This window comes from Pararhodobacter marinus (assembly GCF_003122215.1).
GTDB lineage: Bacteria > Pseudomonadota > Alphaproteobacteria > Rhodobacterales > Rhodobacteraceae > Pararhodobacter > Pararhodobacter marinus.
This window is the reverse complement of record NZ_QEYD01000003.1, coordinates 121251-140908: the sequence shown is the minus strand read 5'-3', so window position 1 is coordinate 140908 and position 19658 is coordinate 121251. Positions and strand designations below refer to the sequence as shown.

At 67.1% G+C, this 19658-nt stretch carries 17 protein-coding genes; 9 read left to right on the top strand and 8 right to left on the bottom strand.

Annotated features, from left to right (window positions below):
* The first annotated feature begins 13 nt into the window (after nucleotides 1–13).
* Both mfd and C4N9_RS05615 read left to right on the top strand, forming a co-directional pair.
* The gene (gene mfd, locus C4N9_RS05620; protein WP_109532324.1) at nucleotides 14–3436 is read left to right on the top strand and encodes a transcription-repair coupling factor; all 3423 of its coding nucleotides are present in this window, start codon (nucleotides 14–16) and stop codon (nucleotides 3434–3436) included.
* A 154-nt stretch (nucleotides 3437–3590) separates the two neighbouring features.
* Nucleotides 3591–4292: an NYN domain-containing protein gene (locus C4N9_RS05615; protein WP_109532323.1), complete on the top strand. Its 702-nt coding sequence runs from the start codon at nucleotides 3591–3593 to the stop codon at nucleotides 4290–4292.
* A gap of 42 nt (nucleotides 4293–4334) precedes the next feature.
* Here C4N9_RS05615 and C4N9_RS05610 read toward each other — a convergent pair whose 3' ends face one another.
* A complete protein-coding gene (locus C4N9_RS05610; protein ID WP_109532322.1) occupies nucleotides 4335–4757 on the bottom strand; it encodes a PaaI family thioesterase in 423 nt (140 codons plus the stop codon).
* A gap of 56 nt (nucleotides 4758–4813) precedes the next feature.
* Between C4N9_RS05610 and C4N9_RS05605 the strand changes: the two genes are divergently transcribed.
* On the top strand, nucleotides 4814–5602 hold the full coding sequence (locus C4N9_RS05605; protein WP_109532321.1) for an enoyl-CoA hydratase: 789 nt from the start codon (nucleotides 4814–4816) through the stop codon (nucleotides 5600–5602).
* A 122-nt stretch (nucleotides 5603–5724) separates the two neighbouring features.
* Here the strand turns inward: C4N9_RS05605 and purB are convergent, their stop codons facing one another.
* Nucleotides 5725–7026, bottom strand: coding sequence for an adenylosuccinate lyase (gene purB / locus C4N9_RS05600; protein WP_109532320.1), 1302 nt, complete (start codon nucleotides 7024–7026; stop codon nucleotides 5725–5727).
* A 112-nt stretch (nucleotides 7027–7138) separates the two neighbouring features.
* Here purB and C4N9_RS05595 point away from each other — a divergent pair, with 112 nt between their 5' ends.
* Nucleotides 7139–8158 (top strand): NAD(P)/FAD-dependent oxidoreductase, encoded by a 1020-nt coding sequence (locus tag C4N9_RS05595; RefSeq protein WP_168192130.1) that lies wholly within the window; start codon nucleotides 7139–7141, stop codon nucleotides 8156–8158.
* On the opposite strand, the gene C4N9_RS05590 is transcribed toward C4N9_RS05595, so the two are convergent.
* Nucleotides 8146–8622 carry a hypothetical protein gene (locus C4N9_RS05590; protein ID WP_146195121.1) on the bottom strand — a complete coding sequence of 159 codons (477 nt, stop codon included), beginning with the start codon at nucleotides 8620–8622 and terminating at the stop codon, nucleotides 8146–8148. The genes C4N9_RS05595 and C4N9_RS05590 overlap by 13 nt on opposite strands.
* Before the next feature lie 141 nt (nucleotides 8623–8763).
* Between C4N9_RS05590 and moaA the strand changes: the two genes are divergently transcribed.
* Entirely contained in the window at nucleotides 8764–9774 is a 1011-nt protein-coding gene (gene moaA / locus C4N9_RS05585) for a GTP 3',8-cyclase MoaA (RefSeq protein WP_109532317.1), read from the top strand.
* Between the two features lie 294 nt (nucleotides 9775–10068).
* Nucleotides 10069–10845, top strand: a complete 777-nt coding sequence (locus tag C4N9_RS05580; RefSeq protein WP_109532316.1) for a sulfite exporter TauE/SafE family protein — start codon at nucleotides 10069–10071, stop codon at nucleotides 10843–10845.
* Between the two features lie 10 nt (nucleotides 10846–10855).
* Here the strand turns inward: C4N9_RS05580 and C4N9_RS05575 are convergent, their stop codons facing one another.
* The 5 genes from C4N9_RS05575 to C4N9_RS05555 all read right to left on the bottom strand — a co-directional run bounded on the left by C4N9_RS05575 (nucleotide 10856) and on the right by C4N9_RS05555 (nucleotide 16181).
* Nucleotides 10856–11851, bottom strand: a complete 996-nt coding sequence (locus tag C4N9_RS05575) for an alpha/beta fold hydrolase (protein WP_245902471.1) — start codon at nucleotides 11849–11851, stop codon at nucleotides 10856–10858.
* 122 nt (nucleotides 11852–11973) lie between these two features.
* Nucleotides 11974–12285 carry a hypothetical protein gene (locus C4N9_RS05570; protein WP_109532555.1) on the bottom strand — a complete coding sequence of 104 codons (312 nt, stop codon included), beginning with the start codon at nucleotides 12283–12285 and terminating at the stop codon, nucleotides 11974–11976.
* Nucleotides 12285–13469, bottom strand: coding sequence for a phosphoglycerate kinase (locus C4N9_RS05565; protein WP_109532315.1), 1185 nt, complete (start codon nucleotides 13467–13469; stop codon nucleotides 12285–12287). The genes C4N9_RS05570 and C4N9_RS05565 overlap by 1 nt, the downstream gene beginning before the upstream one ends.
* Before the next feature lie 354 nt (nucleotides 13470–13823).
* On the bottom strand, nucleotides 13824–15587 hold the full coding sequence (locus C4N9_RS05560) for a methyl-accepting chemotaxis protein (RefSeq protein WP_109532314.1): 1764 nt from the start codon (nucleotides 15585–15587) through the stop codon (nucleotides 13824–13826).
* 24 nt (nucleotides 15588–15611) lie between these two features.
* On the bottom strand, nucleotides 15612–16181 hold the full coding sequence (locus C4N9_RS05555) for a hypothetical protein (RefSeq protein WP_109532313.1): 570 nt from the start codon (nucleotides 16179–16181) through the stop codon (nucleotides 15612–15614).
* A gap of 296 nt (nucleotides 16182–16477) precedes the next feature.
* Here C4N9_RS05555 and C4N9_RS05550 point away from each other — a divergent pair, with 296 nt between their 5' ends.
* The 3 genes from C4N9_RS05550 to C4N9_RS05540 are packed head-to-tail and all read left to right on the top strand — an operon-like array spanning nucleotide 16478 to nucleotide 19652.
* Nucleotides 16478–17890 (top strand): circularly permuted type 2 ATP-grasp protein, encoded by a 1413-nt coding sequence (locus C4N9_RS05550; protein WP_109532312.1) that lies wholly within the window; start codon nucleotides 16478–16480, stop codon nucleotides 17888–17890.
* A 5-nt stretch (nucleotides 17891–17895) separates the two neighbouring features.
* The gene (locus C4N9_RS05545; protein ID WP_109532311.1) at nucleotides 17896–18849 is read left to right on the top strand and encodes an alpha-E domain-containing protein; all 954 of its coding nucleotides are present in this window, start codon (nucleotides 17896–17898) and stop codon (nucleotides 18847–18849) included.
* Nucleotides 18846–19652: a transglutaminase family protein gene (locus C4N9_RS05540; protein WP_109532310.1), complete on the top strand. Its 807-nt coding sequence runs from the start codon at nucleotides 18846–18848 to the stop codon at nucleotides 19650–19652. The genes C4N9_RS05545 and C4N9_RS05540 overlap by 4 nt, the downstream gene beginning before the upstream one ends.
* The last annotated feature ends 6 nt before the right edge of the window (nucleotides 19653–19658 follow it).

Here is a 19658-nt window from a genome sequence, read left to right as displayed (position 1 = left end):
GGATGAAGACACCATGACCGCTGATCGCATCCTCCTGGGCGGGGCGCCCGAAGGCTTCGACGCCGAATTGCTGCGGCGCGAGATGGCGAAGCGCAGCGCGCCGGTGATCCATGTCGCGCGCGACGACAAGCGGCTCGAGGCGATGCGCACCGCGCTGTCCTTCTTCGCGCCCGATCTGGTCGTCCTCACGCTGCCCGCCTGGGACTGCCTGCCTTATGACCGCGTGTCGCCCAATCCCGAGATCCTCGCCCGCCGCATGGCCTCGCTCGCCGCGCTGGCGCAGGGGGTGCCAGGAAATTTCGTCCTGCTGACCACGCTCAACGCGGCGATGCAGAAACTGCCCGCGCGCGCCACCGTCGGAGCGGCCAGTTTCACCGCCCATGTCGGCGGGCAAGTGGATGAAGAGGCGCTGCGCCAATACCTGGCCCGGATGGGCTATTCGCCCAGCCCGACCGTCACCGAGCCCGGCGATTTCGCCGTCCGGGGCGGCATCATCGACATTTTCCCCCCGGGCGATGCCGAGCCCGTGCGGCTTGACCTGTTCGGCGACGTCCTTGACGGGCTGCGCAATTTCGACCCCGCAACCCAGCGCACGACCGGCAAGCTCGACCGTCTGGAACTGGCGCCCGCCTCCGAGGTGATCCTCGACGAGGCCTCGGTCGCCCGCTTCCGCCAGACCTATCGCATCGAATTCGGCGCCGCGGGTTCCGACGATCCGCTCTACGAGGCCGTCAGCGCCCATCGCAAGCATCAGGGGATGGAGCATTGGCTGGGCTTCTTCCACGACCGGCTGGAAACGGTGTTCGACTACCTGCCCGAAGCCTCGGTGATGCTGGACGACCAGTCCGACGCCGTTCGTGCCGCGCGCTGGGACACGATCGCCGACCAGTATGACAACCGCGTCGAGGCGATGAAGACGAAGTCGCGCGTCGATACGGTCTACAAACCCGCTGCGCCGGACCTGCTGTATCTCGACGATGCCGGCTGGAATGCGGCCCTGACCGGGCACCGCGTGGTGCAGCTATCGCCGCTGCAACAGCCGCCGGGTCCGGGCGTGGTGGATGCCGGGGGCCGTGCCGGACGCTCGTTCTCGCTTGAGCGCCAGCAACCGGATACCAATATCTTCAAGGTGTTGCGCGATCATGTTCAGACCGAACGCAAAGCGCGCAGCGTTGTTCTCGCCTCGTGGTCGGAAGGCGCGCGCGAGCGCCTGAAGGGCCTTCTCGCCGAACACGGGCTGACCGATGTCGCGGAAATCCCCGACGCCCGGGCGCTGGGTGGCAAGGGTCAGGTCGCGCTTGCCGTCTGGCCGCTGGAAGCCGGGTTCGTCACGCCTGACCTCTGCGTCATCTCGGAACAGGACGTGCTGGGCGAGCGCCTGGTGCGTGCCACCCGCAAACGTCGCCCCGAAAACTTCCTGACCGAGACGCAAAGCCTGTCGCCCGGCGATCTGGTCGTCCATGTCGATCATGGTGTCGGGCGCTATAACGGGCTGGAAACCGTCACCGCGATGGGCGCGCCCCACGAATGCCTGGCGCTGGAATATGCGGGCGGCGACAAGCTGTTCCTGCCGGTCGAGAATATCGAACTGCTCAGCCGTTACGGCCACGAGGAAGGGCTGCTCGACAAGCTGGGCGGCGGCGCCTGGCAGGCCAAGAAGGCGCGGCTGAAACAGCGCATTCGCGAGATGGCCGACAAGCTCATCCGCATCGCCGCCGAACGCGAGCTGCGCAAGGCCCCGGCGCTGAGCCCGCCCGAAGGCATGTGGGAAGCCTTCGCCGCCCGCTTCCCCTATGCCGAGACCGAGGACCAACTGAAGGCCATCGAGGACGTCATCGACGATTTCGACCGCGGCCGCCCGATGGACCGGCTGATCGTCGGCGATGTGGGCTTCGGCAAGACCGAGGTCGCGATGCGCGCGGCCTTCATCGCCGCGATGTCGGGCCTGCAGGTCGCGATCGTCTGCCCCACGACCCTTCTCGCGCGTCAGCATTACAACAATTTTGCCGAACGTTTCCGCGGCTTTCCGCTGGTTGTCAGACAATTGTCGCGCTTCGTTTCGGCCAAGGATTCCAGCGCCACGCGCGCAGGCCTCACCGATGGCACGGTCGATATCGTCGTCGGCACCCATGCGCTTCTGGCCAAGCAGGTCAAGTTCCGCAATCTGGGCCTGATGATCATTGACGAAGAGCAGCATTTCGGCGTCAGCCACAAGGAACGGCTGAAGGAGATGCGCTCGGACGTCCATGTCCTGACGCTCACTGCCACGCCGATCCCGCGTACGCTGCAATTGTCGCTCACCGGCGTGCGCGACCTGTCGCTGATCTCGACCCCGCCCATCGACCGTCTGGCGATCCGCACCTATGTCTCGGAATTCGACACGGTCACGATCCGCGAGGCGCTTCTGCGCGAGCGCTATCGCGGCGGGCAGAGCTTCTATGTCGTCCCCCGGATCAAGGACCTGCCGGAAATCGAGGATTTCCTGCGCGATCACGTCCCCGAAGTCTCGGTCCTCGTGGCGCATGGCCAGATGGCGGCGGGCGAACTCGACGAGCGGATGAACGCCTTCTACGACGGAAAATACGACGTCCTTCTGGCTACCACGATCGTCGAATCCGGCCTCGACATCCCGCGCGCCAACACGATGATCGTGCACCGCGCGGACATGTTCGGCCTGTCGCAGCTCTACCAGATCCGCGGCCGCGTCGGGCGCTCGAAGACCCGCGCCTATTGCTACCTGACCACGAAACCCCGCGTGCCACTCACCCCGCAGGCCGAGCGCCGGCTGAAAGTGCTGGGCTCGATCGACAGCCTCGGCGCGGGCTTCAACATCGCCAGCCAGGACATGGACCTGCGCGGCGCCGGCAATATTCTGGGCGAGGAACAATCGGGCCATATCAACGAGGTAGGCTACGAACTTTACCAGAACATGCTCGAGGAAACGATCGCCAAGCTGCGCTCGGGCGAGATGGCGGATCTCTCGGACGGCCAGTGGGCCCCGCAGATCAATCTGGGCGTGCCGGTGCTCATCCCCGAGGATTACGTAACCGATCTCGATGTCCGCCTCGGTCTCTATCGCCGCCTCTCCACGCTCGACAGCAAGGTCGAGTTCGAAGGATTCGCCGCCGAACTCATCGACCGTTTCGGCCCGCTCCCGCGCGAGGTGAACACGCTCATGGTCGTGGTGCGCATCAAGGCGATGTGCAAGAAAGCCCACATAGCCCGGCTCGATGCCGGACCCAAAGGCGCGACGGTGCAATTCCACCAGGACAAATTCCCCAATCCCTCGGGGCTTGTCGAATTCCTGCATGCCCAGCCGGGCGCGAAGATCCGCGACAACAAGGTCGTGCTGCCCGCCGACTGGTCGAAAGAGAAAGACAAGCTGCGCGGCGCCTTCGCCATCGCCCGCGACCTCGCCGCCCGCGCCGATCCCTGATCCGGCGCTCACCGGTGGGCTCAGTCGGGCCTCATCGACCCGCACCCGGCGCTCTCCTTGCCCCTTCACTTTGTCCCAAATACTCTGGGGGTGAATGGGCCGCAGGCCCAGAGGGGGCAACGCCCCCTCGACACGCTCAACAGAAAGGCCCGACATGGCCCGCAACGGTACGCCCATCCTCGCCGTCCTCGTGGATGCCGACAATTCCTCGCCCCGCTGGGCCGACGCGATTTTCGAGGAAATCGCCTCGCTGGGCGAAGCCTCCGTGCGCCGCATCTACGGCGACTTCTCGCGCCAGCAGATGTCGGGCTGGCAAGAGAAACTGCCCGCGCTCGCGCTCGTGCCCCATCACCAGCCGGCCAATACCGTCGGCAAGAACTCGTCCGACATCGCGCTGGTGATCGACGCGATGGACCTTCTGCATTCGGGCCGGTTCGACGGCTTCGTGCTGGTCTCCTCGGACAGCGACTTCACCCGCCTTGCCAGCCGGATCCGCGAGCAGGGGCTCGATGTCTACGGGATCGGTCAGCAAAAGACGCCCGAAGCCTTCCGCAAGGCCTGCAAGCGCTTCATCTTCGTCGAGAACGTGATCCGCGACGCGGAGCCGCGCGAGACGCCCTCGACCAAGTCGCAGCCGCGCGACGCGGTGCCGTTGATCAACGCGGCGATGCAGGCGCTCGACCCCGAGGGCGAATGGTTCCCCCTGGGCCTGATCGGCCAGACGATCCAGTCCACGCATCCCGATTTCGACAGCCGCTCCTTCGGCTGCGGCAAGTTGTCGGAACTGGTCGAGAAAGCGGGCCGCTACGAGATCCGCCGCAACGGCGCCCAGGTCGAATTGCGGCGGCGCGACTGACGCGGCGGGCCCCGGCGCCGGGTCTTAGCGGTGGGGCGGGCCTCAGCGCCGCGGCGGGATCGCGTAGGTCATCGAGGCGCGGGCCAGCACGTCGTCCGACCCCTCGTTGCGGATCAGCACATCGCCCACGGCCAGCGTCTTGCCCAGTTTCAGCAGCCGGGCGGCGCCGATCAGGTCGCGCCCGGCCTCGGGCTTGCGCAGGAAGTCGATATTGGCATTCGTCGTCACGGCCAACGCCACCGGCCCGATCATCCCCAGCAGTACGGCATACATCGCCAGGTCGCCCAGCGTGAACATCGACGGCCCGCTGACCGTTCCGCCGGGCCGCAGGTGGTTCTCGCCGATCAGCATGCGGACATCGGCCTCCATCGGCGCCACGCGCTCGACGCGGAAATCGCGGGCGACCTGCGGAAACTCGGCCATCATGAAGGCGTTGAGCGACGCGGCGTCCATCGCGTTGGTCATGCTTTTCTCCCTCTCTCCCCGTCGCTAAGCTCAGCGAAAGCCGCGAGGAGGGCAAGATGAGCGACGCTTTGGTGACGTGTGACGTGACGGAACGGATTGCGGTTCTTACCCTGAACCGGCCGGGCGCTCTGAATGCGCTGTCCGACGCGGTGCTGGCCGCGCTCAAGGACCGGCTGACCGCCATCGCCGGGGATGATACCGTCAAGGTCGTGGTGATCCGGGGCGCCGGCAAGGTCTTCTGCGCGGGCCACGACCTGAAGGAAATGCAGGCGGGCCGCGCCGCAGCCGATGGCGGGGCGGCCTATTTCGCCGATCTCTTCACCCGCTGCGGCGCGGTGATGCAGCTGATCCCCCGGATGCCGCAGCCGGTCATCGCGCAGGTCCACGGCATCGCCACGGCGGCGGGCTGCCAGCTTGTCGCGGCCTGCGACATGGCGGTCGCGGCCGAGGATGCGCGGTTCGGGGTCAACGGGGTCAATATCGGCCTGTTCTGCTCGACCCCGATGGTCGCGCTCAGCCGCAACGTGCCGCGCAAGCAGGCCTTCGAGATGCTGACCACGGGCGAATTCATCCCCGCCGCCCGCGCGCGCGAGATCGGGCTGGTCAACCGGATCGCGTCGCCCAACCGGCTCGAAGCCGAGACGATGGCGCTGGCGCAGACCGTCGCCGGCAAGCTCGGCGTCGCGGTCCGGATCGGCAAGCGGGCCTTCCATGAACAGGCGCTGATGCCGCTCGATCAGGCCTATGACTACACCCGCGACGTGATGGTCGAGAACATGCTCGAGCGGGACACGAACGAGGGCATCACCGCCTTCATCGAGAAACGCAAACCCGACTGGGCGTGACCGACCCGCGCCCGACGCCACAATCGAAACGGGACGGGCGCGCGTTAACCCAAAGTTAACCCGCGCCCGTCTTTGTTCCTCAAATATCCTGGGGGTCCGGGGGCAAAGCCCCCGGTCCGCCTTCAGCCGAACACGCGGCGGAAGATCGTGTCGACATGCTTGGTGTGGTAGTCCATGTCGAATTTCGCGCGGATCCCGTCCTCGCCCAGCGCCGCCACGACATCCTTGTCGGCCAGCAGCTGCTCCTGAAAATCCACCCGGTCTTCCCAGACTTTCAGCGCGTTGCGCTGGACCATGACATAGGCATCCTCGCGCGACACGCCCGCCTGCGTCAGCGCCAGCAGCACGCGCTGCGACATGACCAGACCGGGGAACTTGTTCATGTTGTCCAGCATGTTCTGCGGATAGATGATCATCTTGTCGACCACGCCCGCCAGCCGGTTCAGCGCGAAATCCAGCGTCACGGTCGCGTCGGGGCCGATGCCGCGCTCGACCGAGGAATGCGAAATGTCGCGCTCGTGCCAGAGCGCCACGTTCTCCATCGCCGGGATCACCGTCATGCGAACCAAGCGGGCGAGGCCCGTCAGGTTCTCGGTCAGCACCGGGTTCTTCTTGTGCGGCATCGCCGACGAGCCCTTTTGGCCCATCGAGAAGAACTCCGCGCCTTCCAGCACCTCGGTGCGCTGCATGTGGCGGATCTCGATCGCGACGTTCTCGATCGACGAGGCGATGACGCCCAGCGTGGCGAAGAACATCGCGTGACGGTCGCGCGGGATCACCTGGGTCGAGATCGGCTCGGGCTTCAGGCCCAACTTGGCGCAGACATGCTCTTCGACCGCCGGGTCGATATTGGCGAACGTACCGACCGCGCCCGAAATCGCGCCGGTGGCGATTTCCTCGCGCGCCGCCCGCAGGCGGGCGAGGTTGCGGTCGAATTCGGCATAGAACCGCGCGAAGGTCAGGCCCATCGTCGTGGGTTCGGCATGGATCCCGTGCGAGCGGCCGACGCGCACGGTATACTTGTGTTCTTCGGCGCGTTTCTTCAGCGCGGCGAGCACTTTCAGGATATCCGCTTCCAGGATGTCGGCGGCACCCACCAGCTGCACGTTCAGGCAGGTGTCCAGAACATCCGACGAGGTCATGCCCTGATGGACGAAGCGCGCCTCTTCGGAACCCACATGCTCGGCCAGATGCGTCAGGAAGGCGATGACGTCATGCTTGGTGACGGCCTCGATCTCGTCGATGCGGGCCACGTCGAAGTCCACGTCCTTGGCTTTCCACACCGCCTCGGCATTCTCTTTCGGGATCACCCCAAGGGCGGCCTGCGCGTCGCAGGCATGGGCCTCGATCTCGAACCAGATCCTGAACTTGGTCTCGGGCGACCAGATGGCGACCATTTCGGGGCGGGCATAGCGGGGGATCATGGGGAATCCTTCAATTCGGGCGGGGTTGCGGCCTGATAGACCCCGGCGCCCAGCCGTGCAAGTCTCGCTCAGGCTCCGGGCGGCCATCGGCCCGGGAATCGGAGGATGGACAATGCGGGTAGCCGTGATCGGTGCGGGAATTCTGGGCGCTTCCGTGGGGCTGTACCTGCGCGAGGGCGGGGCCTCGGTCACGCTCTATGATGCAGGCGAGGGGCAGGCGACGCCCGGCTCTTTCGGCTGGATCAATGCAAGCTGGGGCAACGATCCCGCGTACCGGGCGCTGCGGCTTGCGTCGATGGACCTGTGGCCCGCTCTGGGGGCGGCGTTCCCGGGCGCGGGCTACCGACGCTGCGGCGGGCTGCTATGGGATTTGCCCGAGGCCGACTTGCGCGCGCTCGAGCAGGAGACGGGCGATTACGGGCGCATCGTCGACCGCGCGGCAGCCGCCGCGGTCGAACCGGGGCTGCGCGCCTTGCCCGAGCTGGCCTTCCACGCCCCCGGCGAGGCGCAGGTCGAGCCGCAGGCGGCGGCGCGCCTCATGGCCGGGGCGGTCGAGCGGCTGCGGGTCGAGGCGCTCGAGCCCGGGACAGGCGGGGTCTCCCTGCGCACCGTGGACGGCACGGCCCGCTTCGACGCGGCGGTGATCGCGGCCGGAACCGCAAGCGCATCGCTGCTGGAGCCTCTGGGTCTGGGGCTGGAGATGAGCGCGCCCGTGGGGCATCTGGCCTGGTCCGAGCCCGTCGCGCCGGTTCTGCGCGGGCTGGTGATGATGCCCGACATGCATCTGCGCCAGAATGCCGAGGGACGGATCGTTCTGGGCGAGGATTTCGGCGGCGGTGACGGGAGCGGTGACGCCGAGGACACGGCGCGCGATCTGCTGGCGCGGGCGGGCGAGCGGCTGGGCGTCACACTGGCCCTGTCGCGCGTCACCCGCGCAGCCCGGCCGGTTCCGGGGGACGGGCGCCCGGCGCTTGGCGCGCTGCCCCTGCCGGGGCTGTATCTGGCGCTCAGCCATTCGGGCGTGACGCTGGCGCCGCTGATCGGTCAGGCGCTGGCGGCCGAGATCCTGACGGGCGCGCGCGACCCTCTGGTCGCCCGCTATGCGCCCGACCGGGTGCTTTATTCGGCATAGACCCTGAGCGTGGCGAGCTGGCCCAGCGGCAGACCCAGCGCCTGCATCGCCGGGACCGAGATCGTGCTGCCGGCCGAGGGTGCCGCGCCGGAAGGCCGCAGCTCGACATCCAGCGTGGCGCCCGACTGGGTTTCGACCCGGCCGGGACGGCGCGCGGTGACAAGCCCGGTCTCGACCCAGTTGCCGGGGCCGCCGGCAGCCCCGATCCCCGCCAGCGTCTCGCCGAGAAGCCCGTCCGCGCCGGGTTCGGGCGCCGCCGGCGTGGTTCCGTCGGCCTCCATGCCCGCCTCCATGCCCGGGGCAAGGCCCGTTTCGGCGCCCGCCGCGCCCGGTCGTCCCTGAGGCCGCATCACGCCGGTGTCCGGGCTTTCCGTGACGCGGATATCGGGGCGGTCCCCGGTGCCGCCGAAGGGCAGCGAGGAACAGGCGGCAAGCAGCGGGGCCAGGGCAAGGGCGAGGGGCATGAAGCGCATGCGCGAAGGGTAGCGCTGCCCCCCTGATGCGGCAAGCGCGCAGCGCGTGGAAACCGACGGGCCTGCCTATTCCTTCGTCGACCTTGCCGGGCGCGGGGCGGGGGATTACGTTTCGGTGCCGAGGAGACCCACGTGACCCAGACCGCCCCGCTCATCGACCCTTTCGCGCGCGCCATCCAGTATCTGCGCGTCTCCGTGACCGACCGCTGCGATTTCCGCTGCACCTATTGCATGGCCGAGCACATGACCTTCCTGCCGAAGAAAGAGCTTCTGACGCTGGAAGAGCTCGACCGGCTGTGCACGACCTTCGTCGGCATGGGGGTGGAGAAGCTGCGCATCACCGGCGGCGAGCCGCTGGTGCGGCGCGGGATCATGACCTTTTTCGAAGGGATGGGACGCCACCTGTCGTCAGGCGCGCTCAAGGAACTGACGCTGACCACCAACGGCTCGCAGCTGGCGCGCTTCGCGCAGCCGCTCGCCGATGCGGGCGTGCGGCGGGTCAATGTCTCGCTCGACACGCTCGATGACGACAAGTTCGCCGCGATCACCCGCTGGGGACGGCTGCCGCAGGTGCTCAAGGGGATCGACGCGGCCCAGGCGGCGGGGCTGCGGGTAAAGATCAACGTGGTCGCGCTGAAGGGGTTCAACGAGGACGAGCTGTTCACCATCGCCGAATGGTGCGCGCGCGAGGATCTGGACCTGACCTTCATCGAGGTCATGCCGATGGGCGACATGTCCGAAGAGGCGCGGCTCGACCAGTACTGGCCACTCAGGGATCTGCGCGCCCGGCTGGCCGAGCGCTATACCCTGATCGACCTTGCCGAGCGCACCGGCGGCCCCGCGCGCTATGTCCGGCTGGAAGAGACGGGGCAGAAGATCGGATTCATCACGCCGCTCACGCATAATTTCTGCGAAAGCTGCAACCGCGTGCGGCTGACCTGCACGGGCGAGCTGTTCATGTGCCTGGGACAGGAGGACGTGGCCGATCTGCGCGCCCCGCTGCGCGCCTCGGACGATCCGGCGGTGCTGGAACAGGCGATCCGCGACGCCATCGCGCGCAAGCCCAAGGGCCACGATTTCGACTATTCGCGCCAGAAAGTCGCGGGACAGGTCAGCCGCCACATGAGCCATACCGGCGGCTGACCCCTGCCGCAGCCGCGGCGTTTCCGTGCAAGAGGGGGGCTGTCTGCCCCGCTCGGCCTGCGGCCTCACCCCCGAGGATATTTTGGGAACAAAGATGCGCGAGTTTTCGTAAAATTGCGCTGTTCTGTGCCCTGCTCATCTTTGTTCCTCAAATATCCCGGGGGTCCGGGGGCTGGCCCCCGGGGGCGGATGCGGGCGCAGCGCCATTCAGGGACGGCCTGATCGCGGGGTTTTCTTCGCCTGTTCAGTAAACTAGGGTCGCGCTCGTCGTGTTGAGGCCGGGAAGGGCGGGACATGGATTTTCTCACGCATTGGACGGTGTTCCAGTCCCCGTCTATGGTCTGGGTCACGCTGCTGGCCGTGGGGCTTGTGGGCCTGTCCAAGGGGGGGCTTGGCGGAGCCTTCGCGCTGATGGGCGTGCCGCTCATGTCGCTGGTGATGCCGCCGGTTCTGGCCGCGGCAGTGTTGTTGCCGGTCCTTTTGATGATGGATGCCGCCAGCCTGTGGATCTGGCGACACTGGCGCGACGGCGAGGTGCTGCGCGTGATGCTGCCCGCGGCCATGGTCGGTATCGCGGCGGGCTGGGCGGCGGCGGCGGTGACCTCGGACGCCGCGGTGCGGCTGATCGTCGGGATCGTCGCGCTGGGTTTCGCCGCGCGCGCGCTTCTGGGGCGCTTCATCGGCACCGCGCCGCGCTATGTGCCGGCGATGGGCTGGCTCTGGGGGACGATCGCCGGGTTCACCTCGTTCGTGGCGCATGCCGGGGGGCCACTGTTCCAGATCCAGGTCCTGCCCAAGCGGCTGGACCCCAAGCTCTATACCGGCACCTCGGTGCTGTTCTTCGCTGTCGTCAACCTCGTCAAGGTCGTGCCCTATGCCGCTCTGGGCCTGTTCGAGCGCGACGTGCTGGTCTCGGCGCTGATCCTGTTGCCGCTGGCCTTCATCTCGGTCAGGGCAGGGGCGGCGGTCATCAAGCGCATGAAACCCGAGGTCTTTTACCCCTTCACCTATTCCATGGTCGTCGTGGTCGGGGTGAAGCTGGTCTGGGACGGGGTTTCAGCGCTTTTCTGACGCGCGCCGGTCAGCCGCCATACCCCGCGCGGCGCCTGGCGCGGTCGATGGCCGCAAGCACCGCGTCAAGCCGCGTATGCTGGATCATGTGGCCCGCGCCGGGCAGGGTGACGAGATGCGCGCTGGGAACCCGGGCGGCGAAGGGGCGGGCATGGATGTCGATGCCGACGATCTGGTCTTCCTCGCCGTGGAGCATCTCGATGGGCAGGGTCAGCGTGTCGTAATCTTCGCTCATCTCGGTGATATACGACAGAAGATCGTTGATCTGCCGGTTATTGGCCGCCTGCGAGGCGCGGCGCAGCGAGAGGACCGCGCCGAAGGCTTCAGCATAGCCTTCGGGCGGGTCCTCAGGCTCGAAGACCTTGGCGATGGGGGCCTCGATCGCGGCTTCGGGCGTGAAGGCCGACAGGGCCGAGCGTACGGGCGCGCCCAGCGCGGTCTGGTTCAGGTCATACCAGAAGCTGAGGGTGCCGTCCCAGGGTTCGAGCGCGGCCGCAAGGAGAACAAGCGCCGCCGTGTCCTGAGGGGCTTCGAGCGCCCAGGCGGTGGCGACCGCGCCGCCATAGGAATGCCCCAGCACGATCGGCCGGTCCAAGCCGATCTGCTCGGCCGCGTCGCGCAGCACGCGGGCCTGCAGCCGCGGGTCGCTGTCGGCGGGACCCCAGCTGTCGGAATAGCCCAGCCCCGGCCGGTCGAGCGCGATCACCCGATAATCGGCTTCGAGCCGCGAGACGAGATCGATGGTGAAATCGCGCACATTGCCGTTGGCGCCGTGGATCAGCACGATATCGGGGGCGGTGCCGCGCGGGCGTCCGCGCTCGATCAGGTGGACGCGGTGGCCCTCGACCTCGACGAAGCGGCCCAGCGGCGGGTATTCGGCCTCCCATTGCGCCTCGCGATTATCGGCGCGTTCATCGACCAGCGGACCGCAGCAGGTCAGCAGGGTCAGTGCGGCGAGGATCGGCATCAGGCGGGAAAAGCGGGGGCGATCGGAAACAAGGGGCATCGGGCAGGGATCCGGCGGCGAGGTTGCGGGGCGCAGGAACAGCTAGCCCGCCACGGCGGCGGGACCAGTCCGGGCATAGACGGGCCCGCCGCCATGGCGGGCCGCTTGCGGCGGTGCAGGGGTCAGTTGGCAAGCCCCGTCACGCGGGCCGCGCGCCCGCCCCGACGCCGATGGCTGTTGAGCGAGGGCGCGCTGGCCGCAGCCAGCAGCGCGGTCATCGGATGGTCCGCATCGCGCGGCGCCTGGCTGGCCAACCGCGCCGCCGTCTGCGCGTAATCGGCGCCAGGAGGCAGGCTCAGCGCCCAGTCGACAAGAATCGAGCGGCATTCGGCCTCGCTGATGCCGTCGAGCTTGTAGGCTTCGCGGATCAGCCCCTTGGGATCGTCGGGGTCCTTGTCGCGATGCTTGTCGGGATCTTTGTCGGGTTTTGTCATCATGGCTCCAGCGCGGCGACGCCGGGCAGGGTCTTCCCTTCCATCCATTCTAGGAACGCGCCGCCGGCGGTCGAGATATAGGTGAAATCGCCGGCGGCGCCGGCGCGGTTGAGGGCCGCCACCGTGTCGCCGCCCCCCGCCACCGAAACCAGGCCCCCCTCCCGGGTGAGCCGCGCGGCTTCGCGGGCCGCGGCATTCGTCGCGGCGTCGAAAGGCTCGATCTCGAACGCGCCGAGCGGGCCGTTCCAGATCAGTGTACGCGAATTGCCGAAGAGGGCGGCGATCTGCGACACGCTCTCGGGGCCGGCATCGAGGATCATCGCATCCTCGGGGCATTCGGTGACGATCTCGCTGGGCGCGTTTGCCCTGAAGTCGCGCGCGACGACAAGATCGACGGGCAAGAGCAGCCGGCAACCGCGGGCCTCTGCCTTGTCCAGGATGACGCGCGCGGTCTCGGCCAGGTCGTGTTCGCAGAGCGATTTGCCAACCGGATGACCCTGGGCGGCGAGGAAAGTATTGGCCATGCCGCCGCCGATGACGAGCGCGTCGACTTTCTCGATCAGGTTGCCCAGGAGGTCGAGCTTGGTCGAGACCTTGGCACCGCCGACGACCGCGACGACCGGGCGGGCGGGGTTGCCGAGCGCGGCTTCCAGCGCGGTCAGCTCGGCTTCCATCAGGCGTCCGGCGCAGGCCGGAAGAAGCCGGGCGATCCCCTCGGTCGAGGCATGCGCGCGGTGTGCGGCCGAGAAGGCATCGTTGACGTAGATGTCGCCAAGCGCGGCCAGGGCGGCGGCCATCATCGGATCGTTCTTTTCCTCACCTGCATGGAAGCGCGTGTTCTCAAGCAGCAGGACATCGCCCGGCTCCATCGCCAGGACCGCGTCCTTGGCGGGCTTGCCGATGCAATCGGCGGCGAAGGCGACGGGTTTGCCCAGCCGCGCCTCGAGCGCCGGACGAACCTGCGCGAGCGACATCTCGGGCACGACCTGCCCCTTGGGGCGGCCGAAATGGGCAAGCAGGACGGCCTTGCCGCCCGCCGCGACGATATCGTTGATCGTCGGCAGGACAGCGTCGATGCGGGTGAAATCGCTGACGGCGCCGTTCTCGAACGGGACGTTGATGTCCACGCGGACGAGGGCCGTCTTGCCGGTCAGCTCCATCGCGTCCAGGGTCTTGAAATCCATCTGCTGCTCCTCAGGCGGGTACCCGGGTTTGATGCCCCCGTGGAAGGGGCGCGTCAACCTTGGGCGCCACTGCCGGCCCATCGGTGGCGCATTCATCCGCGTTTCGCATGGCGCGGGACGACCGGTCGGGTGCGGAACGCGGCATGGGAGCAGAAGGCGGCGCGACACGTTGGCCGAATTCCCCGGGCAGATCGACGGAAAGGGGGCCGACCGGCAGGGCTGTGGGCTTACCGAAACGCTGCGGGTCTGTCGCTGCCGTCCGTAGAAAGCGCGTTGGCCGCGCGTTGTCAGGACGGGCCTCAGTCGCCGGGTCGCGACGATGCCGGTACGGGCCGCCGGGACATGGACCGGGTGTCACGCAACATGACGGTCTTGCAGATCGGCTGCCCGGGTGCCGCCAGAATTGTCACCGGTGCGGAAATCCGCCAGCACTTCGGCCAGATCGAGCGATTGCTGGCGCAATTCGTGGATGGCCACCGTTGTCTGTTGCACCATGGCCGCGTTCTGTTGCGTCACCGTGTCAAGCTGGCCCACGCCCACGTTGATCTCGGTCACGCTGTGCGCCTGGTCGTCGGCCGCCTGTGCGACGCTGGTCATCAGACCGGCGATCTCGTCCACCTGGACGGCGAATTCGGACAGTGCCGAGCCCGAGCGGCGGACCAGTTCGACGCCATGATTGACCTGATCGGCGCTGCCGGTGACCAGCTCCTTGATTTCGCGCGCGGCATCCGAGGAACGTTGCGCAAGGCCGCGCACTTCGGAGGCGACGACCGCGAAGCCGCGTCCGGCTTCGCCCGCGCGCGCCGCCTCGACCCCGGCATTGAGCGCGAGAAGGTTGGTCTGGAACGAGATATCGTCGATCATCGTGATGATCTGCGAGATCTGCGACGAGCGGTGCTGGATCGCCGCCATCGCGTCGATCGCCTCGCGCACGATGGGCTCGCTGACCTGCGCTTTCTGCTGCGCGCCCCGGGCGATGCGCTCGGCCTCGCGCGCGTTGGTGGCGGTTTCGGTGACGCGGGTCGAGATCTGCTGGATCGCGGCGGCCGTCTCTTCCAGCGTGGCGGCCTGGGTTTCGGTGCGTTTCGACAGGTTGTCGGCCGAGCGCGTCATGTCTTCGGCCCCCTGACGCATCCGGGTGACCGAATCGATCACGATATTGATCGTGTCGCGCAGCGCCGTGACGGTCTGGTTGAAGTCTTCGCGCAGGGTTTCGTAGCGGTTGCTGAAGGGGCTGTCGAAAGAGACGCCCAGGTCGCGGCGCGCCAGCGCCGCGAGCCCGTCGCGCAGGGTTGCCACGACGCGCAGCTGTTCCTTGTGGTCGGCTTCGCGCGCCAGTTCGTCGTCATGGGCGATGCGCAGACGGTCGCGCAGGTCCGAGATGTGGCGGGCGAAATCGCCGATTTCGTCGCCGCGGGTCAGTTCAGGGATCGCGCCGTCGTACTGCCCCTGGCCGATTTCCGCGAGCGACATGGCCAAGCGGCGCATCGGCAGCGTGATGAGCTGGCGCATCAGCAGCATCGACAGCGGGATCAGGACCACCAGGATAACGCCGGCGAGGGCCAGCTTGAGCGGTGTGTCTTCATGCGCGCGCGCAAGCGCCGGCGCGGTGGTCCAGATCGAGGTGATGCTGCCCACCGGCTCGGCGCCGTCCCGGGCGTGGATCGGCGTTTCCATCAGGAAACGCCCGTCGCCGAGCCCGGTGCGAAGCATGTCCCCGGCTTCAACCCGGGCGGCGCCGGCGGCGGCGGCGAGGTTGCGGTCGAGCCTGGCCGCGTCGCCGAAGCTGCCGATCCGGTTGCCACCCGGATCCGTGACAACGAGCGCGATCAGCGATGCGGAATCGATCTGGGCGAAGGACTGAATCAGGTCTTCCAGCCGTGCCGTATCGCCGAACCGGACGGGTGCTGCAATGGTTTCCGCCAGATCGTCGAGCCGCAACTCGGTGACGTAATGCATGTTTTCGACGCCGTGCTCGGTGGCCGAGCGATAGGCGATGGTGAAACTGGCGGTTTCGACCAGAAGCGTCACACCGACGAGCACCGCCGAGATCTTGATGAACAGCGACAGGCGGAAATTCATCGCGTTGAAGCGCGGCACGGACTTGAGAAGTCGCATCGTCGGATCCTTAGCCTGTTGCGATCACATCAATTGTTCGGCGTCGACACCGACCGTGATGGCGCCGATCGGATCGCCGGTTTCGGGATCGGTCAGCGTGAACGAGATCTGCCCCTGATAGCGGCCGGTCGATTCGTCGAGTTCGACGTCGCTGAGATGCAAGGCACCCGGACCGGAGCCATAGGTTTCCGTGTATTTCGCTTCGTCGCCCTGCCAGTAATCCGACGTGGCCGAGGAGACGGCGACATTCAGCCCGACGGCATCCATGACGATGATTTCGGTGATCGTCCCGCGCGAGGCTTCCACTTCGCTGCGAAGGTGGTCAGACAGGGCATTGCCGAGCACGGGGGTGATGGTGGGCGTTTCGGGCTGGCCCAGTTCGGCCTGCCAGGCGCGGTCCAGCGTCGCGATGCGGTCGCCGTCATAGGATCCGGTCAGGGCATTCTGCGCGCGGACCGCGTCGAGGATCATGGGCTGGCTGCCGAGCTGCGACAAATCCGACCTGTAGAAGCTTTCAAGCGCGGGCCCGAAATCCTGGGCAAGACCGGCGCTGGCGGTGAAGGTGGCGAACACGGCGAGACTGGCCAGTTTCATAACGGGATCCCCTGAATGGCGCGCCCATGGCCGGACGCGATTCGCAAGATAGGGGCGAAGGTTTTAGGGGGTGTTAATGCCCACCCGCCTCGCTCGGGCGCCAATCTTGCGCGGTTTCTCGTCGCCTGCGGCCATCCTCGCGGGGGCGGCGGCGTTGCCTGCGAAGCGGGCGCCGGGCTTTCGTGGTGATGCAAAATCAGGCGGAAAAGGAACTGTGAGCGTTAACACGCGCATCATCTCTTACCATTGCCGCGCACGCCGGATCGACTACACTCAAGGTGAACAGGGACGGTGGCATGACAAATTATTTCAATGAAATGATGGAAAACGGCGCGGTCAGAGCGCCTTACGCGCATCTGCAAGGCTGGGTCGACCAGATGCCCGCCGAGCTGCGTAATCTTAAACAGGCCGAGGCCGAAGCCCTGTTCCGCCGCATCGGCATCACCTTCGCGGTCTATGGCGAGGGCGGCGATCCCGACCGGCTGATCCCCTTCGACATGTTCCCGCGCGTGTTCAGCGGACAGGAATGGTCGCGGCTCGAACGCGGTATCAAGCAGCGGGCGCGGGCGCTCAACGCGTTCCTGGCCGATGTCTACGACCGGGGCGAGATCGTGCGCGCGGGGCGTCTTCCGGCGAAGCTTGTCTACCTCAACGAGGCCTATGAAAAGGCGGTGGCGGGGATCCGGCCGCCCAAGGGGGTCTACAGCCATATCGTCGGCATCGACCTTGTGCGGACGGGTCCGGACGATTTCTTCGTGCTCGAAGACAATTGCCGCACGCCCTCGGGGGTCAGCTACATGCTGGAAAACCGCGAGATCATGATGCGGATGTTCCCCGAACTCTTTGCCCAGAACAGCATCCAGCCGGTCGAGGCCTATCCTGAGATCCTGCGCCGCACGCTGGCCTCGGTCGCGCCCGAAAAATGCGACAGCGAACCCAACGTGGTGATCCTGACGCCCGGGCATTTCAACAGCGCCTATTACGAGCACAGCTTTCTGGCCGACATGATGGGGGTCGAACTGGTCGAGGGGCAGGACCTGTTCGTCGAGGGCGAGTTCGTCTGGATGCGCACGACCGAAGGTCCGCGCAAGGTCGACGTGATCTATCGCCGGATCGACGACGCGTTTCTGGACCCGTTGTGCTTCAGGCCGGATTCCATGCTGGGCGTGCCGGGGCTGATGGATGTTTATCGTTCGGGCGGGGTGTCGATCTGTTCGGCTCCCGGCGCGGGCGTGGCCGACGACAAGGCGGTTTACACCTTCGTGCCCGAAATGGTGCGCTTTTACCTGGGCGAGGAGCCGATCCTGCAGAACGTGCCGACGTGGCAATGTGCCAGGGGCGACGAGTGCAAATACGTGCTGGAGAATCTGGGCGAGCTGGTGGTGAAGGAAGTCCATGGCTCGGGCGGTTACGGGATGCTGGTGGGGCCGAAATCCACCAAGGAACAGATCGAGGCCTTCCGCGCCAAGATCGAGGCCGATCCCGACAATTACATTGCCCAGCCCACGCTGGCGCTGTCCACGGTGCCCAGCTTCGTCGAAGAGGGCGTGGCGCCGCGACATGTCGACCTGCGGCCCTATTGCCTTGTGGGCGAGCGGATCGAGCTGGTCCCCGGCGGGCTGACCCGCGTGGCGTTGCGCGAAGGCTCGCTCGTGGTGAACTCGTCGCAGGGCGGCGGGGTCAAGGATACCTGGGTCTTGGCGGAGTAACGGACATGCTGAGTAGAACCGCCGACAACCTGTTCTGGCTCGCGCGCTACATGGAGCGCGCCGAAACCGCCGCCCGGCTTCTGGAAGTGGGCGCGCGCATCGCCATGCTGCCCAATTCCGAGCAGGGCTACCGCAACGAATGGGAGGCGCTGCTGCATGCCAACGGCACGCATGACGCCTTCATGAAGAAATACGGCGACCCGGTGCAGCGCAACATCGAGAGCCACCTGTTCTTCGACCGCGAGAACCCGTCATCGGTCATATCCTGCATCACCGCCGCACGCGAAAACGGGCGCATCGTGCGCACGGCGCTGACGACGCAGATGTGGGACGCGCTGAACACCGCGTTTCAGGAAATGCGCCAGATAGAGCGCGAGCCGCGTTCGGATCAGTCGCTCAACCGTCTGACCGACTGGACCCGGCGCCATTGCGCGATGGTGCGCGGGGCCATGGACACGACGCATCTGCGCAACGATGGCTGGGATTTCCTGAATATCGGCTATTACCTGGAACGCGCCGACAGCACCGCGCGGCTGCTCGATGTGAAGTACTGGGTGCTGCTGCCGCATGCCGATTTCGTGGGCTCAGGGCTGGACAATTACCAATGGCGCACGCTGCTGAGGGCGATGTCGCTGCACCGCGCCTTTCACTGGGCCTATGGCGGCGAGATCACCGCGCGCAAGATCGCGCATTTCCTGATCCTGAACCCGCAGACGCCGCGCGGGCTGGTGCCCTGCGTGGAGGCGCTGAACCTGCATCTCGACCGGCTGGCCCGCTATTACCGCCGCCCGACCGAGGCGCAGGCGGCCGCGCGCAACATGATGGCGCGGATGTTCGAGACCTCGACCGAAACGATCTTCGACGAGGGGCTGCACGAATTCCTCATGCGCTTCATTTCCGAAATCGGCGATCTGGGGAGCCGCGTCCACGCGGCCTATCTGAACGGAGACGTGCGATGAAACTCACGGTCGAACACGTCACAACCTATGTCTACGACCAGCCGGTGCGCGGCGTCGTGCAGAGCCACCGCCTGCTGCCGACGCAGTGCCAGAACCAGAGCGTCGAGCGCTGGAACGTCACCGTTTCGGACGGGATGATGGGTGGCAGTTTCCGCGACGGCGCGGGCGATCAGGTGCAGGCCTGGACCGTTACCGGCCCGGTCGAGCGCATCGAGGTCCGCGTCACCGGCGTTGTCACCACGACCGATTGCGCGGGCGTCCTGCGCGGCAATCGCGAGCTGATCCCGCCGGTCGCCTGGCTGGGCGAGACGGGGCCCACCATGCCCGACAGCGGGCTGAAGGCGCTGGCGGCGGGGGCGAGTGGCGAGACCGCGCTGCCGCTCGCGCATGATCTCTCGGCGCGGGTGTCCGAGGCGATCGCCTACACCCCCGGCGCGACGGACGCCCATACCACCGCCGCCGAGGCGCTGGAACAGGGGCAGGGGGTCTGTCAGGACCACGCCCATGCCCTGATCGCCTGCGCCCGGTTGCGCGCGCTGCCCGCGCGCTATGTCTCGGGCTATCTGTTCACCGATTCGGACGGCACGGGCCACGAGGCTGCGCATGCCTGGGCCGAGATCTGGATCGAGGGGCTGGGCTGGGTCGGGTTCGATCCGGCCAATGCCTGCTGCCCCGACGAGCGGTATATCCGGCTGGGCTGCGGCGCCGATGCGGCCGCCGCCGCGCCCATTCGCGGCATCGCCCGCGGGCCGGGATCCGAGCGCATGGAGATTGCCGTTGCGATCGCCTCGGCGCAACAGTAAGCACGG